General features: G+C 71.3%; 15 protein-coding genes. 8 read left to right on the forward strand and 7 right to left on the reverse strand.

Annotated elements, in window-relative coordinates; genetic code table 11:
- Positions 1 to 165 precede the first annotated feature (165 nt).
- Positions 166 to 936, reverse strand: a complete 771-nt coding sequence (locus CPH93_RS26730; protein WP_093482583.1) for an IclR family transcriptional regulator — start codon at positions 934 to 936, stop codon at positions 166 to 168.
- A gap of 157 nt (positions 937 to 1,093) precedes the next feature.
- Between CPH93_RS26730 and CPH93_RS26735 the strand changes: the two genes are divergently transcribed.
- The gene (locus tag CPH93_RS26735) at positions 1,094 to 2,638 is read left to right on the forward strand and encodes an aldehyde dehydrogenase (NADP(+)) (RefSeq protein ID WP_096214293.1); all 1,545 of its coding nucleotides are present in this window, start codon (positions 1,094 to 1,096) and stop codon (positions 2,636 to 2,638) included.
- Here CPH93_RS26735 and CPH93_RS26740 read toward each other — a convergent pair.
- Positions 2,635 to 3,597 carry an IS481 family transposase gene (locus tag CPH93_RS26740; protein WP_107470895.1) on the reverse strand — a complete coding sequence of 321 codons (963 nt, stop codon included), beginning with the start codon at positions 3,595 to 3,597 and terminating at the stop codon, positions 2,635 to 2,637. The genes CPH93_RS26735 and CPH93_RS26740 overlap by 4 nt on opposite strands.
- Positions 3,598 to 3,774: 177 nt before the next feature.
- On the opposite strand from CPH93_RS26740, the gene CPH93_RS37640 reads away from it, so the two are divergent.
- Positions 3,775 to 4,011, forward strand: a complete 237-nt coding sequence (locus CPH93_RS37640; RefSeq protein WP_096214294.1) for a helix-turn-helix domain-containing protein — start codon at positions 3,775 to 3,777, stop codon at positions 4,009 to 4,011.
- A complete protein-coding gene (locus tag CPH93_RS26750; protein ID WP_197708714.1) occupies positions 3,993 to 4,466 on the forward strand; it encodes an SRPBCC domain-containing protein in 474 nt (157 codons plus the stop codon). Before CPH93_RS37640 ends, CPH93_RS26750 begins: the two co-directional genes overlap by 19 nt.
- Here the strand turns inward: CPH93_RS26750 and CPH93_RS26755 are convergent.
- Positions 4,463 to 5,137, reverse strand: coding sequence for a class I SAM-dependent methyltransferase (locus CPH93_RS26755; protein ID WP_093482580.1), 675 nt, complete (start codon positions 5,135 to 5,137; stop codon positions 4,463 to 4,465). The genes CPH93_RS26750 and CPH93_RS26755 overlap by 4 nt on opposite strands.
- Positions 5,138 to 5,237: 100 nt before the next feature.
- Between CPH93_RS26755 and CPH93_RS26760 the strand changes: the two genes are divergently transcribed.
- The 4 genes from CPH93_RS26760 to CPH93_RS26775 all read left to right on the forward strand — a co-directional run bounded on the left by CPH93_RS26760 (position 5,238) and on the right by CPH93_RS26775 (position 9,131).
- On the forward strand, positions 5,238 to 5,981 hold the full coding sequence (locus CPH93_RS26760) for an SAM-dependent methyltransferase (protein ID WP_096214295.1): 744 nt from the start codon (positions 5,238 to 5,240) through the stop codon (positions 5,979 to 5,981).
- Positions 5,982 to 6,085: 104 nt separating this feature from the next.
- On the forward strand, positions 6,086 to 6,790 hold the full coding sequence (locus tag CPH93_RS26765) for a DsbA family oxidoreductase (protein ID WP_096214296.1): 705 nt from the start codon (positions 6,086 to 6,088) through the stop codon (positions 6,788 to 6,790).
- Positions 6,791 to 6,904: 114 nt separating this feature from the next.
- Positions 6,905 to 7,966, forward strand: coding sequence for an aminotransferase class V-fold PLP-dependent enzyme (locus CPH93_RS26770; protein ID WP_093488557.1), 1,062 nt, complete (start codon positions 6,905 to 6,907; stop codon positions 7,964 to 7,966).
- 97 nt (positions 7,967 to 8,063) lie between these two features.
- Positions 8,064 to 9,131 (forward strand): alkene reductase, encoded by a 1,068-nt coding sequence (locus tag CPH93_RS26775; RefSeq protein WP_096214297.1) that lies wholly within the window; start codon positions 8,064 to 8,066, stop codon positions 9,129 to 9,131.
- 85 nt (positions 9,132 to 9,216) lie between these two features.
- Here the strand turns inward: CPH93_RS26775 and thpD are convergent, their stop codons facing one another.
- The 4 genes from thpD to ectA form a co-directional block, all read right to left on the reverse strand.
- Entirely contained in the window at positions 9,217 to 10,116 is a 900-nt protein-coding gene (gene thpD / locus CPH93_RS26780) for an ectoine hydroxylase (protein WP_093482576.1), read from the reverse strand.
- 90 nt (positions 10,117 to 10,206) lie between these two features.
- Complete coding sequence (locus CPH93_RS26785) at positions 10,207 to 10,623, reverse strand: ectoine synthase (protein WP_006606340.1); 417 nt, start codon at positions 10,621 to 10,623, stop codon at positions 10,207 to 10,209.
- Between the two features lie 55 nt (positions 10,624 to 10,678).
- On the reverse strand, positions 10,679 to 11,947 hold the full coding sequence (gene ectB, locus CPH93_RS26790) for a diaminobutyrate--2-oxoglutarate transaminase (protein WP_093482575.1): 1,269 nt from the start codon (positions 11,945 to 11,947) through the stop codon (positions 10,679 to 10,681).
- A gap of 134 nt (positions 11,948 to 12,081) precedes the next feature.
- Entirely contained in the window at positions 12,082 to 12,648 is a 567-nt protein-coding gene (gene ectA / locus CPH93_RS26795; RefSeq protein WP_093482574.1) for a diaminobutyrate acetyltransferase, read from the reverse strand.
- A 598-nt stretch (positions 12,649 to 13,246) separates the two neighbouring features.
- Between ectA and CPH93_RS26800 the strand changes: the two genes are divergently transcribed.
- The gene (locus CPH93_RS26800) at positions 13,247 to 14,338 is read left to right on the forward strand and encodes an amidohydrolase family protein (RefSeq protein WP_096215607.1); all 1,092 of its coding nucleotides are present in this window, start codon (positions 13,247 to 13,249) and stop codon (positions 14,336 to 14,338) included.
- Positions 14,339 to 14,399 lie beyond the last annotated feature (61 nt).

Here is a 14,399-nt window from a genome sequence, read left to right on the forward strand (position 1 = left end):
AGATGGCTGGTGCTGTGGGGTACGGGGCTCGGGCCGGGCGGCCGGTCGGAAGGCTCATGGCCGCCAGCCTTCCGGTGGCCGGCCCGGCTGCGCCTCGGCCCCGGTGACGATCCGCCTCCGCCGCACGGGGGAGGGCCGCCCGGCGGGGGCGGCGGCCGCGGTGGCTCACAGCCGCCGGCCGGCCGGCGCCAGCCGGTCGCGGGCGGCAAGCAGGGCGTCCTTGATCATCTGCTCATGGGCCGGGGCCAGCCGGGCCACCGGCACCGAGCAGCTGAGCGCGTCCCGGGCCGGTGTCCGGGAGGGCAGCGCGACACCGAAACAGCACAGGCCCAGGGTGTTCTCCTCGCGGTCGACCGCATACCCCTGTGCGCGCACCGTGTGCAGCTCCTCGATCAGCTGCTCGCGGTCGGTGCGGGTGTGCTCGGTCAACCGCGGGAGGACCGGCGGCAGCAACGACCGCACCTGGTCGTCGGTGTGCGTGGCGAGCAGCGCCTTGCCCAGCGCGGTGGAGTGCGCGGGCAGCCGCCGGCCGACGCGGGTGAAGGGGCGCAGATGGTGCGGGGACTGCCGGGTGGCGAGAGAGACGACGTGGGTGCCGTCGAGGCGGGCGAGGTGGATGGTCTCCGTGGTGTCGTCGGAGAGCCGGTCCAGCGTCGGCCGGGCCGCGGCCACCACCTCGTCGCCGTCGAGGTAGGACGTGCCGACCAGCAGCGCACGCACGCCGATGCCGTAGCGGGTGCCGGTCGCGTCGGTCTCGATCCAGCCCAGGTCGACGAGGGTGCGCAGCAGCATGTAGAGACTGGACTTCGGATAGCCGACCGCTTCCTGGACGGACGCCAGGCTGTGCATTCCAGGGCGACCCGCGAAGTATTCGAGCAACTCCACCGTCCGCACCGCGGATTTGACCTGCGATCCACCGGTATCGGCAGCTGACATCGCCCTTGACCCCTCTGTTCCGGCCGCCATAGAGTCCCAGTGGTTCGGGTTCATGGTCTGGAACGCCGTTCAGCATATAGAACGCGGTCCGGTGTGCTGCACGAAAGCGGAACGTCTCCGAACGACTCGGCACGGCATCGCCCGGGAGGAATGCACGGTGGCAGCAGCAGCTCCAGTCTGGAGTGTCGATCCGCGAACCGGGAAGCAGCGGGAACAGGTTGCGGTGGAGGCCACAGCCGACGAGGTGGACGCCGTGGTCCGGGCCGCGCACGCCGCCCGCGGCGCACTCGCCGACCGTGCCGTACGCGCCGCCCTGTTGCGCCGCGCCGCCGATCTGCTCGACGAGGCGGGCGAGGCGGTCATCGAGGCAGCCGACGCCGAGACCGCGCTCGGCCCCGGCCGGCTCACCGGTGAACTCGCCCGCACCACCTACCAGTTGCGGGCCTTCGCGGACCTCGTGCAGGAGGGCGCGTTCCTCGACGTACGGATCGACCACGCCGACCCGGGCCTTGCTCCGCCCCGGCCCGACCTGCGCCGTTACAAGATTCCGCTCGGCCCGGTCGCGGTCTACTCCGCCAGCAACTTCCCGCTCGCCTTCTCGGTACCGGGCGGCGACACGGCCAGCGCCCTGGCGGCCGGCTGCCCGGTCGTCGTCAAGGCCCACCCGGACCATCCGGCCACCTCCGAGCTGTGCGCCGCGCTGCTGCGCCGCGCCGCCGCCGAGGCCGGCCTGCCCGAGGGCGTGCTGCACCTGGTGCACGGCTTCCAGGCCGGCGTCGACCTGGTACGCCACCCACTGATCACCGCGGCCGGCTTCACCGGTTCGGTCCGCGGCGGCCGTGCGCTGTACGACGCGGCCGCCGCCCGCCCGCACCCCATCCCCTTCCACGGCGAACTGGGCAGCCTCAACCCCGTGGTGATCACCGAGGCCGCGGCCGGGGAGCGCGCCGAGCAGCTCGGCGCCGGACTGGCCGGGTCGATGACGCTCGGCGTCGGCCAGTTCTGCGTCAAGCCCGGCTTGGTCCTGGCGCCCGGCGGCGAGGCGGGCGACCGGCTGCTGACCTCGCTGACCGCCGCGGTCAGCAACAGCGAGGCCGGGGTGCTGCTCGACCACCGGATGCGCCAGGCGTTCCTCGACGGGATCCAGAGCCGCGCCGCGCTCCCGGACGTCGAGGCGCCGGTGACCCCGGGCGCCGGCGGTGAGCACACCGTCAGCGCCGGCTTCCTCACCGTCCCCGCCGACCGCCTCACCACCGACGGGCCCCACGACCTCCTCCTGGAGGAGTGCTTCGGCCCGGTGACCGTCGTCGCCCGCTACACCGACGAGGCCGAGATCGCCGCCGTCCTCGCCCGGCTGCCCGGCAACCTCACCGCCACGCTCCACCTCGGCGACGCGGAGAGCGCCGGCACCGACGGGGCGGGGCGCGGCGCCCGGCTGCTGGCGGACGTCACCCCGCTCGCCGGCCGGGTGGTCGTCAACGGCTGGCCGACCGGGGTCGCGGTCGCCCCCGCCCAGCACCACGGCGGCCCCTACCCGGCCACGACCTCCACCTCCACCTCCGTCGGCGGCACCGCCGTGGAACGCTGGCTGCGCCCGGTCGCCTACCAGGACACCCCACCCGCCCTGCTGCCGCCCGAACTGCACGAGGACAACCCGCTCGGCCTGCCGCGCCGGATCGACGGCAAGGCCGAAGGCCTCTAGGTGTGTTGTCCGGACAGGTTGGTGATGCGGCTGGCTGGGGTGTGGCCGCTGATTGCGGTGTGGGGTCGGTGGTAGTTGTACCAGTCCAGCCAGTCGGGAAACGCTGCTCGCCGTTCGGCGTCTGAGGTGTAGGGCTGGTGGTAGGCCCATTCGTCGAGCAGGGTGCGGTGGAAGCGTTCGACCTTGCCGTTGGTCTGGGGGCGCCAGGGCCGGGTCCAGCGGGGTTGGATGCCCAGGTCGTGGCAGGTCTGGCGCCAGGTGTTCTTGGTGTAGGCCCAGGCGTTGTCGGTCAGCACGCGTTCGACGGTGACGCCTTGGGCGGCGAACCAGGCGGTGGCGCGGGTGAGGAAGGCCGCGCAGGTCGGGGCGGTCTCGTTGGGGAGGTCTTCGGTGTAGGCCAGGCGGGAGTGGTCGTCGAGGGCGGTGTGCAGGTAGGCGTATCCCACGCCGCCTCGGCGGTCCTTGTGCGGGCTGGAGGCGGCCCGGCCGTGGACTTTGTGGCCGCCGCCGTCGGGGATGCGGCCGAGTTTCTTGACGTCGATGTGGACCAGTTCGCCAGGCCGGGCGCGTTCGTAGCGGCGGACGGGTTCGCCGGTGGCTCGGTCGCAGGCTGACAGGGCGGGCAGGTCGTGGCGTTGGAGGATGCGGTGGGCGGTGGAGGCCGCGACGCCGGCGCGGGCGGCCAGTCGCAGTGGGCCGATGCGGTGTTCGCGCCGCATCCGCAGCACGTGCTCCTCGAGGGCTGGGGAGGTGCGTCGGGGCTGGTGGTGGGGGCGGCTGGAGCGGTCGTTCATGCCCGCGTGGCCATGTGATCGGTAGCGGCCGGCCCAGCGGGCGGCGGTGGTGTGGCTGACCTGGAAGCGTTCCGCAGCCCTTCGTAGCGGCCAGCCGTCGTCGACGACGCACCGGGCAAGGCGAAGCCTGCCGGTCGGCGTCAAGGGGGCGTTACGGTGGATCACGAGGGCCTCCTGTGCTCGGCGGTAGATGTCGCAATCCCCACCGAGCCAGAAGGCCCTCACCTCGTTCAAGCACCCAGGACGCGTGTCACCAACGTCCCCGGACAACACATCTAGGCCGTTCCATTTGGCGGCGAGGGGGAGAGCCTCCGCTTCCGGGCTCACCTCCGTGGGCGCCCCGTGCCATCATGGTCGCGAGGAGCGAACGGGAGGACGCACGACGGTGAGCCGGCTGATCGAACGCGACTCCGTCAGGCGGCCAGGATCCTCGACGGTGCGCGCGAACTGGCCGTCGAACACGGTGTCCGCAAGGTGACCATCGCCGAGATCGCCGCGGGCGTGGGCAAGGGCACGGTCCACCTGTACTGGGAGACCAAGGGACAAGGAGCGTGCACACCGTGGACCAGGAGAACGTGAGCGCCACCCTGACCGTCGCCGTGCCCGCCGCGAGGGTGTTCGCGGTGCTGGCGGATCCGACGGCCCATGCTGCGATCGACGGCACCGGCTGGGTTCAGGAAGCTGCCGACCGGGCGCCGCTGACCGAAGTGGGGCAGATTTTCCGGATGGACATGTATCACGCCAACCATCCCCACGGTGACTACCAGGTGGCCAACCAGGTCCAGGTACTCGACCCGCCGCGCGCCATCGGCTGGCTGACGGGGACGGAGAAGGCCGACGGTCACCTGGAGTTCGGCGGCTGGCTCTGGCGTTACGACCTTGCGCCACTCGGCCCGTCCGAGACCGAGGTCACGCTCACCTACGACTGGTCGGCGGTGCCGCAGAACATCCGGGAGTACATCCAGTTCCCGCCGTTCGGCCCGGAGCACCTCACCAACTCGCTGCAGCACCTGGCCGAGCTCGTCTCCGCTTAGCCTCCCTCCGCCGTCTCCGTCGGCTCCCTCCGGGCGACGAGCTGCAGCCGCTCGGCGGTCCGCCCGTCCAGCGTGCCCACCGACCCCCGCCGCTCCGCCAGCACCGAGAAGCCCGCCGCCCGCACCAGCCCCCGCAGCCGCTCCGGCGGATGGTGCCGGAACACCCCGCCGTCGGGCGTCTCGAACACGCCGTACGTCCCGTACCGCTCCGCGAACCGCGCATAGCGCTCCTGGTTGAGCGCATCGTCCTGGAGCGGCACATCGCTCAGGTACAGCACCCCGCCGGGCCGCACCAGCCGCCCCAGCTCCCCGGCGATCGCGGTCTGGTCCGCGTCCCCGGGCACACAGGTGAGCACCGCGAACAGCAGCGCCGCATCGAACGCCCCGTCCTCGAACGGCAGCGGAAACCCGGCCCACCGCAGCAGATCCAGCTCCGGATGCTCCCGCCGGCCCCGGGCGATCAGCGCCGCCGACACATCCACGCCGCGCACCGCGCGATAGCCGAGCCCGGCCAGCTCGGCGGTCAGCCGCCCGTAGCCGCAGCCGTAGTCCAGTACGTGCGCGCCGCGCGGCACATACGCGTCCAGCAGCGCCGGATCGAGGGGATGGGTGAAGGTCTTGGCGGACCCGGTGGTCTCCCAGAAGCCGAGGAAATCCTGTGGCGAGGTCATGGCGGGACGCTACTCCTCGGAACGAGAAGCCCGCTTCAGGGCGCCGGCCCGTGGACGAAAACGAGGTGCGCGCGACCTCTGTCGTTGACAGGCTGCGCCGGTGAATCGTGAACAGATCTCCAGGATCGCCCATGCTGAGCACCCGATAAAGTCTCCGCTCGACGACGACTCGGTGCGTCGGCTGCTGGAACGCGGGCTCCCACGCGGCGACGAGCGGGTGCTCGACCTCGGTTGTGGCGGCGCGGAATGGCTCCTGCGCGCGCTGGCCATGTGCCCGCACCTGCACGCCGTAGGCGTGGACATTTCCGAGGACGCCCTGGCACAGGCCCGCCGGGCGGCGAGCGACCTCGGCGTGCAAGAGCGCCTCGTTCTCCATCACCAGGAAGCCGGCGACTTCGTGTCCTCGCAGCCGTTCGACCTGGTGCTCAGCTTCGGGGCCACGCATGCCTTCGGTGGTCTGCTCCCCACCCTCGCGGCGGCACGCAGGCACCTGGCACCCGGCGGCCGCGTCCTCATCGGTGAAGGCTTCTGGGACCGCGCCCCTTCCCAGGAGGCCAGAGAGATGCTCGGGGACTTCACCGACCTGGCGACCACCGTGGACCGCGTCGTGTCCGAGGGGTGGACCCCCGTCCACGGACACGTCAGCACACGCCGTGAGCTGGACGACTACGAATGGGCCTGCTGGGGCTCGCTGGCCTCCTGGGCCCTGGACCACCCCGCCGATCCGGCCAGCTCGCACGTGCTCACGACAGCCACCACCCGTCGCTCCGAATGGCTGCGCGCCTACCGGGACACCTGGGGCTTCGTCTCCCTGGTCCTGCGCCGGACGCCCGACTGCCCCTGAACCTCCTGTGGCGAGGTCATGCCGGGACGCCACCCCCGGGAATAGCCCCGCACCCCGAAAGGTTGCACCAGGGCACACCCACGACGAGGAAAGTCAGCCATCCCATGCGCGTCGAAATCTGGTCCGACATCGCCTGCCCCTGGTGCTATATCGGCAAGGCCCGCTTCGAGGCCGGGCTCGCCGCGTTCGCGCACCGTGAGGTCGTCGAGGTGGTGCACCGCTCCTTCGAGCTGGACCCGAATGCGCCGGCCGCCGACGGCGTCCCGATGCTCGACATGCTCGCCGCGAAGTACGGCGTGACCCGCGAGCAGGCCGCGGCGATGGAGGCCCGGGTCGCCGAGGCCGCGGCTGGGGAGGGGCTGGACTACCGCTCCGACCGGATCCACGGCAACACCTTCGACCTGCACCGGCTGCTGCACCTGGGCAAGTTGTACGGCGTCCAGGACGCCCTGCTCGACGCCTTCTACCGCGCCAACTTCGCTGAGGCCCGGGCGCTCGGCGACCCCGCCGTCCGCAGCGAGATCGCCGTCGGCGCGGGGCTGCCCGCCGACGAGGTCGCCCGGGTGCTGGCCGACCCCGGGGCGTATGCCCAGGAGGTGCGCGCCGAGGAGCGCGCGGCGGCGGAGCTGGGCGCCACCGGCGTGCCGTTCTTCGTCATCGACCGCCGCTACGGCATCTCCGGCGGACAGCCCGCCGAGGTCTTCCGGCAGGCCCTGGAGCGGGCGTACGCCGACGGCGGCGAGCCGCTGTCGACCGCCGGCGAGGGCGAGGCGCATGGGGACGACGGCTGCGCCGTGCCCGGGACATGACCGCGCCGCCGGCCTGCCGCACCCGCGCGGGGCCGTAAGGCCCGGTGGCGGGATACGGCCCGCGTCACGGCCCGTGCCATGGACTGGCCGACGATCACCCACCACAGTGGGCACATGCAACGACGTGAGCCACTCGGCGGGGCCGAATTCGCGCCCGAGACGACGTATCTGAACTCTGCCTCCAGCGGACTCCTCCCGGCGCGCAGCGCCGCCGCGCTGCGTGCTGCGCTCGATGAATCCGCCTCCTACGGCACGATGGGCCGCGACTACTTCGCCGCCGCCTCGGCGTCCCGGGAGGCCTTCGCCCGGCTGATGGGCGTGCCCGCCGAGCGGGTCGCCGTCGGCAGTTCGGTCGCGGTGCAGTCCGCGTTCGTGGCCTCCTCGCTTCCGGCGGACGCCGAAGTGCTGGCCCCCGAGGGCGACTTCAGCTCCCTGGTCAATCCGCTCGCCGCCCGACCGGGCCTCACGCTGCGCACCGTACCGCTGGAGGCGCTCGCCGACGAGGTGCGCCCCGGCACCGCCCTGGTCGCCTTCAGCGCCGTGCAGTCGAGGGACGGCCGGATCGCCGACATGGCGGCGGTGCGTGAGGCCGCGCGGGCGCACGGGGCGCGCACCTACCTCGACGCCACCCAAGCCGCCGGCTGGCTGCCGCTGCGCGCCGCGGACTTCGACTTCGTCGTCGCCGGCGCCTTCAAGTGGCTGCTGTGCCCGCGCGGCACGACCTTCATGGCCTTCGGCGGGGAGCTGGGCGCGGGCGCGCCGTGGCCGGCCGCGCCGCATGCGGGCTGGGTCGCCGGTGAGGACCTCGGTGCGTCCAACTACGGCCTGATCCGGCCGGCCGCCACCGCCCGGCGCTTCGACGAGCCGCATGCCTTCTACTCCTACATCGGCGCGGAGCAGTCGCTCGCCCTCATCGATGAGCTGGGGGTGGACACCATCCACGCCCACAACACCGCACTCGCCGCCCACTACCGTGCCGGGCTGGCCGAGCGCGGCCTGACGCCGGTTTCCGCGCCGGGCTCGGCGATCGTCTCCACGCCGGGTCTCACGGACGCCGAACACCGGCTGGCCGAGGCGGGGGTACGGATCTCGGTGCGCGGCGGACTGCTCCGCGCGGCCTTCCATCTGTACAACTCGACGGATGATGTGGAGCGGCTGTTGTCCCTGGTGGGGTAGGGCCGGGCCGAGCCGGGGAATGCCCGCGGGGCCCCCGGTGTCGAGACTGATGTAATGGGCAACGGACATGTTCCGAGCAGCAGTTGAGAGGCCCTCAGTGACCACCGCATTCGACCCCATGGACCTCGCGGGCATCCGGCTCGCCCACCGCATCGTCATGGCGCCGATGACCCGCAACCGCGCCACCGCCGAGGGCGTCCCCACCCCGTCCATGGTCCGCTACTACACCCAACGGGCCTCGGCCGGCCTCATCATCACCGAGGCGGCCCAGACCGACCCCATCGGCCGCGGCTACCCGCTCACCCCCGGTCTGCACACCCCCGCACAGATCGCCGGATGGCGCGAGGTCACCGACTCCGTGCACGCCGCGGGCGGCAGGATCTTCGCGCAGCTGTGGCACGGCGGCCGCATCGGCCACCCGGTGCTGCTGGCCGACGACCTGCTGCCGGTGGCGCCCTCCGCGGTCGCCGCGGCGGGCCAGGTCTTCACCCACGAGGGCCTCAAGGACTTCGTCACCCCGCGCGCGCTGACCGGCGAGGAGATCGCCGAGACCATCGCCGGGTTCGCGGACGCCGCCCGCAACGCCTTGGAGGCCGGGTTCGACGGGGTGGAGATCCACGGCGCCAACGGCTATCTGATCCACCAGTTCCTGGCCCCCGGCTCCAACCTGCGCACCGACGAGTGGGGCGGCTCCGACGAGGCCCGGGCCCGTTTCGCCGTCGAGGTCGTCAAGGCCGTCGCCGGCGCGGTCGGCGCGCACCGCACCGGTCTGCGGCTCTCGCCCGGCAACCCCTTCAACGACATCCACGAGCCCGCGCCGGAGGCCACGTACACCACGCTGGTCGACGCCGTCGCCCCGCTGGGCCTGGCCTACCTGCACACCTGCGACGTCCGTGACACGGAGCTGCTGAGCCGGCTGCGCCAGCGCTTCGGCGGGACGTTCCTGCTCAACCCGGCCACCGACGGCCGGCCCACCGGGCCCGAGGAGCTGTCGCTCGTCGAGCGGGGCGAGGCCGATCTCCTCGCGTACGGCGAGCTGTTCCTCGCCAACCCCGACCTGCCCCGCCGCCTGGCCCGCGGCGGCCCCTTCAACACCCCCGACCGGGAGAGCTTCTACGGCGGCGACGACTCCGGCTACCTCGACTACCCGGCACTGGACGCCTGAGCAGCGGCCGGCCCGCGCAACGCACACGGCGCGGCCGCCGCACAGACCCTGCTGTGCGGCGGCCGCGCCACCGGGATCTCCGCGACTACCTCACCGGCGTGAAGTCACGGGCCCCGATGTACTCCGGGCGCCGGACCGGCGCCGCGAACGGCTCCACCGCCGCGTTCTCCACGCTGTTGAAGACGATGAAGACATTGCTGCGCGGGTACGGCGTGATGTTGTCACCCGAGCCGTGCATGGCGTTGCAGTCGAACAAGGTCGCCGAGCCGGCCTTGCCCGTGAAGAGGCGGATGCCGTGCTTGTCCGCCATCTTCGTCAGCACCTCGTCCGACGGGATGCCCGCGTCCTGCATCTGCAGCGACCGCTTGTAGTTGTCCTTCGGCGTCGCACCCTCGCAGCCCACGAAGTGCTGGTGCGAACCGGGCATGATCATCAAGCCGCCGTTGGTGTCGTAATTCTCCGTCAGCGCGATCGAGACCGACACGGTGCGCATGTTCGGCAGCCCGTCCTCGGCGTGCCAGGTCTCGAAGTCCGAGTGCCAGTAGAAGCCGGAGGCACCGAAGCCCGGCTTCACATTGATCCGCGACTGGTGGACGTAGACGTCCGAGCCGAGGATCTGCCGGGCACGGCCGACCACGCGCGGGTCGGAGACCAGCTTGGCGAACACCTCGCTGATCTTGTGCACCTCGAACACGGACCGCACGGTCTGCGTCTTCTTCTCGACGATGGAGCGCGGGTCGGCGCGCATCGTCGGGTCGAGAACGAGCCGGTCCAGTTCGGCGCGGTACACCGCGACTTCTTCCGCCGTCAGCAGCTCCCCGATGGCAAAGAAGCCGTCGCGTTCGAAGTCGCTCAGCTCGGACGGCGCGAACGGGCCGGCCGTTCCGGGCTGCGACCACACCACCGGGTCCTTCCGCGGGGTGATGACCTCAGCGGTCCCACGGGTCGGGTACAGGTCGGCGGTGCGCTCGGGTGCGGTGGTCATGGTGTTGCCTTCCTCTCCTCTCGTACGGGCTCTGGCTTACGTGGTACGGGCCTTCCTCAGCTGCCGGACGGGGCAGGCGGGGGGTGCGCCTCAGACCGTTTCGGGCTCCGGATCCGGCTCGGTGAGCAGCGGGTAGACACCGTTCTCGTCGTGGTCCTCACGGCCGGTGACCGGCGGGTTGAAGACGCAGACGCAGCGGAAGTCCTTCTTGATCCGCATGGTGTGCTTCTCGTGTCCGTCGAGCAGGTACATCGTGCCCGGGGTGATGGTGTGCTTCTCGCCGGTCTCGTCGTTGGTGAGTTCGGCCTCTCCCTCTACGCAGAGTACGGCCTCGATGTGGTTCGCGTACCACATCGACGTCTCCGTACCGGCGTACAGGGTGGTCTCGTGCAGGGAGAAGCCGACGCGCTCCTTGGCGAGCACGATGCGCTTGCTCTCCCACGTGCCGGACTTGGCCTTGACGTGGCGGTCGGTGCCTTCGATGTCCTGGAGGGATCGGACGATCACGGTGCGGGGTGCCTTTCTGTGGAACGGTAAGGAACGCTGGGGGCCGTTGGGCCGATCAGGCGCAGTCGCGGACCGCGCGGGCGAGGATGCGCAGACCCTCGTCCAGTTCCTCGGGGGTGGTCGTCAGGGCCGGAAGCAGCTTGACGACCTCGCTCTCCGGGCCGGAGGTCTCGATCAGCAGACCCAGCTCGAAGGCGCGCTTGGCGATTTTGTCGGCCAGGGGCTTGTCGTTGCACTCCAGGCCCCACACCAGACCGCGGCCGCGGTACTCGGCGATGGCGTCCGGGTGCTCCTCGGCGATGGCCTTCAGGTGTGCTTCGACGATCTCACCGCGGGCGAGAGTCTGCTTCTCCATCTGGCCGTCGGCCCAGTAGGTGTCCAGCGTCGCGGCGGCGGTGACGAAGGCCGGGTTGTTGCCGCGGAAGGTGCCGTTGTGCTCGCCCGGCTCCCAGATGTCCAGCTCGGGCTTGAACAGGGTGAGCGCGAGCGGCAGGCCGTAGCCGCTGATGGACTTCGAGACGGTGACGATGTCCGGCACGATGCCCGCCTCCTCGAAGGAGAAGAAGGCACCCGTACGGCCGCAGCCCATCTGGATGTCGTCGACGATGAGCAGCATGTCCCAGCGCTCACACAGGTCGGACAGGGCGCGCAGCCACTCGGGCCGGGCCACGTTGATGCCGCCCTCGCCCTGGACCGTCTCGACGATCACGGCGGCGGGGGTGTTCAGACCGGAGCCCTGGTCCTCCAGCAGCCGCTCGAACCACAGGAAGTCCGGGTAGGTGCCGTCGAGGTAGTTGTCGAACGGCATCGGGGTGCCGTGCACCAGCGGGATACCGGCGCCGGCCCGCTTCATGGAGTTACCGGTGACGGCGAGCGCGCCCAGCGACATGCCGTGGAAGGCGTTGGTGAAGGACACGATCGACTCGCGGCCCTTGACCTTACGGGCCAGCTTCAGCGCGGCCTCGACGGAGTTGGCGCCCGTCGGGCCCGGGAACATGACCTTGTAGGGCAGGTCGCGCGGCCGCAGGATGATGTTCTGGAACGACTCCAGGAAGGCCCGCTTGGCCGTGGTGGACATGTCCAGGCCGTGGGTGACCCCGTCCCGCTCGATGTAGTCGATCAGAGCGCGTTTGAGTACGGGGTTGTTGTGGCCGTAGTTGAGCGAGCCGGCGCCGGCGAAGAAGTCGAGGTAGGTGTGACCGTCCTCGTCGGTCATGCGGCTGCCCTGCGCACGGTCGAAGACGGTGGGCCAGCTACGGCAGTAGCTGCGGACCTCCGACTCCACGGTCTCGAAGACGCTCAGATCGGGCTGGGTGATGGTCACAGCATGCTCCTGGGAGATGAGTGGCGAAAGATGGGAAGTCTGTGGGGGCTGGGCGGTGCCGGCGGGTGTCGCGGGGTGTGTGCCGGATCCGCATGGCCGCTGCGGCGCGGTGGCCGCGCGGCCCTCGGGCTCGGTCAGTGCCCTGAGCGGGCGGGTGGGGGGAACGGGCCGATGAGGTGCAGCACCTCCGGCTCGTGGCCCTGCTCGGGGAACAGCCCTGCGTCGAAGAGCACCTCGCGCTTGATCGGCACCGAGTGCCGCTCGGCGAAGGACGCGAACAACCGGTTCGATGCGGCGTTGTCGGGGGTGATGGTGGTCTCGACGAAACGCACGCCCAGCGCGTCCGTGGCACGGGCGGTGAGCCCGTCCAGGAGTGCGGCCGCCAGCCCCTGGCCACGGTGCGCAGCGTCGACGGCCACCTGCCAGACGACGAGCGTCTCCGGGCGCTCGGGGCGGATGTATCCGGTGACGAAGGCGGCCGGCTCACCCTTCGCGTCGCGAGCGACGACGGAGGTGGCGGCGAAGTCGCGACACCACAGGAGGTAGCTGTAGGAGGAGTTGAGGTCCAGCGCCTTGGAGTCGCGGGCGATGCGCCAGATCGCGGCTCCGTCCTCCACTCGTGGGGTGTCGAGCTTGAAGCCCTCCGGAAATTCTCTGAAATCGCTTCGGGCACCTGCATGGTCTGCTTGTGCGGCGGTCATGGGAATTAAATTTACCCAGGGAAAAAGGAAATTGCATCGCGGGCAGGGGTTACGGAAGCGACGAAGATGTGTTATCGCGCGGGGGCGCCCGTCCGCGCGATGCCACCGCAAAATGTCACGATTTGACCAGGATGTTCGGGGCGAAACGGACACGTTGTGTAGTCGGTCACAGCTCCGTAACGCCCAGGAGATGCGTCCGAATTACGGTACTTGCCACTAGCAAAATCTTGGCGTTTGAGGTGCGGAAAAGCGGGCAGAAGAATACGGGAAGCTGTACCGCAAGGGAATTGGGAATTCGCCTCCCGAAGGCTCGGCGTAAGCCCATCGAAACCTGAGCGACAAGTCCGTGACAAGACCCCGGACACCATGCGCGAGATGATGTTGGCCGACCCGTGAGAACGGACACGGAACGTGTGCGGAACGCTCCCGGAAGCGGACACGGAACGTATGCCGACCGCACACGGAGAGAGCGCAGCCAAAAGCACGGGCAATGCGCCGGGTTCCCGGGGAAGCGGCCGCGCGAAAGCGCCCGCCGGCCCGTTGCGGCAGCAGCGTCCGCCCACCGCACCTCGGCGCCTAAAGTGCCGGTATGACGTCGATGAGTGAGGGTGCGGTGCTGCACCTCAAGGGGCGGGTACTCGTCGGGCCGGACGAGGTCCGCGACGAGCTGTGGGTCGTCGGTGGCCGGGTCACCTTCGACCGGCCGACGATGGCACGGGATGCCACCACCGTGACGGGCTGGGCGCTGCCGGGCCTGGTCGACGCCCACTGCCATGTGGGCCTGGACGCGCACGGCCCGGTGGACGACGCCACCAGCGAGAAACAGGCGCTCACCGACCGTGACGCGGGGACCCTGCTGATCCGCGACGCCGGCTCGCCCTCCGACACCCGCTGGATCGACGACCGCGCGGACCTGCCACGGATCATCCGCGCCGGCCGTCACATCGCCCGTACCAAGCGCTACATCCGCAACTACGCCCACGAGATCGAGCCCGCGGACCTGGTCGCGTACGTCGCCCGGGAGGCCCGTCGCGGCGACGGCTGGGTCAAGCTCGTCGGCGACTGGATCGACCGCTCCACGGGCGATCTGGAGGCCTGCTGGCCCCCGGGCGCGGTCGAGGCGGCCATCGCCGAGGCGCACCGGCTCGGCGCCCGGGTGACCGCCCACTGCTTCGCGGAGGACTCCCTCGCCCCGCTCGTCGAGGCCGGCATCGACTGCATCGAGCACGCCACCGGTCTCACCGAGGACACCATCCCGCTGTTCGCCGAGCGCGGCGTCGCCATCGTCCCCACGCTCGTCAACATCGCCACGTTCCCGCTCCTCGCGGACGGCGGCGAGGCGAAGTTCCCGCGCTGGGCGGACCACATGCGGCGGCTGCACGCGCGCCGCTACGACACCGTACGGGCGGCCTATGACGCCGGGGTGCCCGTCTTCGCCGGTACGGACGCCGGCGGCTCGCTCGCCCACGGGCTGGTCGCCGAGGAGGTCGTCGAGCTGACCCGGGCCGGGCTGCCCGCCGTGGCGGCCCTCTCCGCCACCACCTGGGGCGCCCGGGACTGGCTGGGCCGCCCCGGCCTCACCGAGGGTGCCTCGGCGGACCTGGTGGTCTACGAGAGCGATCCGCGCGAGGACGTCCGGGTGCTGGCCGCGCCCCGGCGGGTGGTGCTGCGCGGGGAGGTCGTGGGCTAGGGCGGCCTCGCCCCACGGCCGGGGGGCACCCCTGGTAGCCGGGCGGCCCCGCTCCGCCACA

The organism is Streptomyces sp. 2323.1, from assembly GCF_900221035.1.
GTDB lineage: Bacteria > Actinomycetota > Actinomycetes > Streptomycetales > Streptomycetaceae > Streptomyces > Streptomyces sioyaensis.

Excerpts from the sequence above, each read along its gene's own strand:
- CPH93_RS26730 (WP_093482583.1), bottom strand. The coding sequence starts at position 936 with ATGTCAGCTGCCGATACCGGTGGATCGCAGGTCAAATCCGCGGTGCGG.
- CPH93_RS26755 (WP_093482580.1), bottom strand. The coding sequence starts at position 5,137 with ATGACCTCGCCACAGGATTTCCTCGGCTTCTGGGAGACCACCGGGTCC.
- CPH93_RS26765 (WP_096214296.1), top strand. The coding sequence starts at position 6,086 with ATGCGCGTCGAAATCTGGTCCGACATCGCCTGCCCCTGGTGCTATATC.
- CPH93_RS26770 (WP_093488557.1), top strand. The coding sequence starts at position 6,905 with ATGCAACGACGTGAGCCACTCGGCGGGGCCGAATTCGCGCCCGAGACG.
- thpD (WP_093482576.1), bottom strand. The coding sequence starts at position 10,116 with ATGACCACCGCACCCGAGCGCACCGCCGACCTGTACCCGACCCGTGGG.
- ectA (WP_093482574.1), bottom strand. The coding sequence starts at position 12,648 with ATGACCGCCGCACAAGCAGACCATGCAGGTGCCCGAAGCGATTTCAGA.
- CPH93_RS26800 (WP_096215607.1), top strand. The coding sequence starts at position 13,247 with ATGAGTGAGGGTGCGGTGCTGCACCTCAAGGGGCGGGTACTCGTCGGG.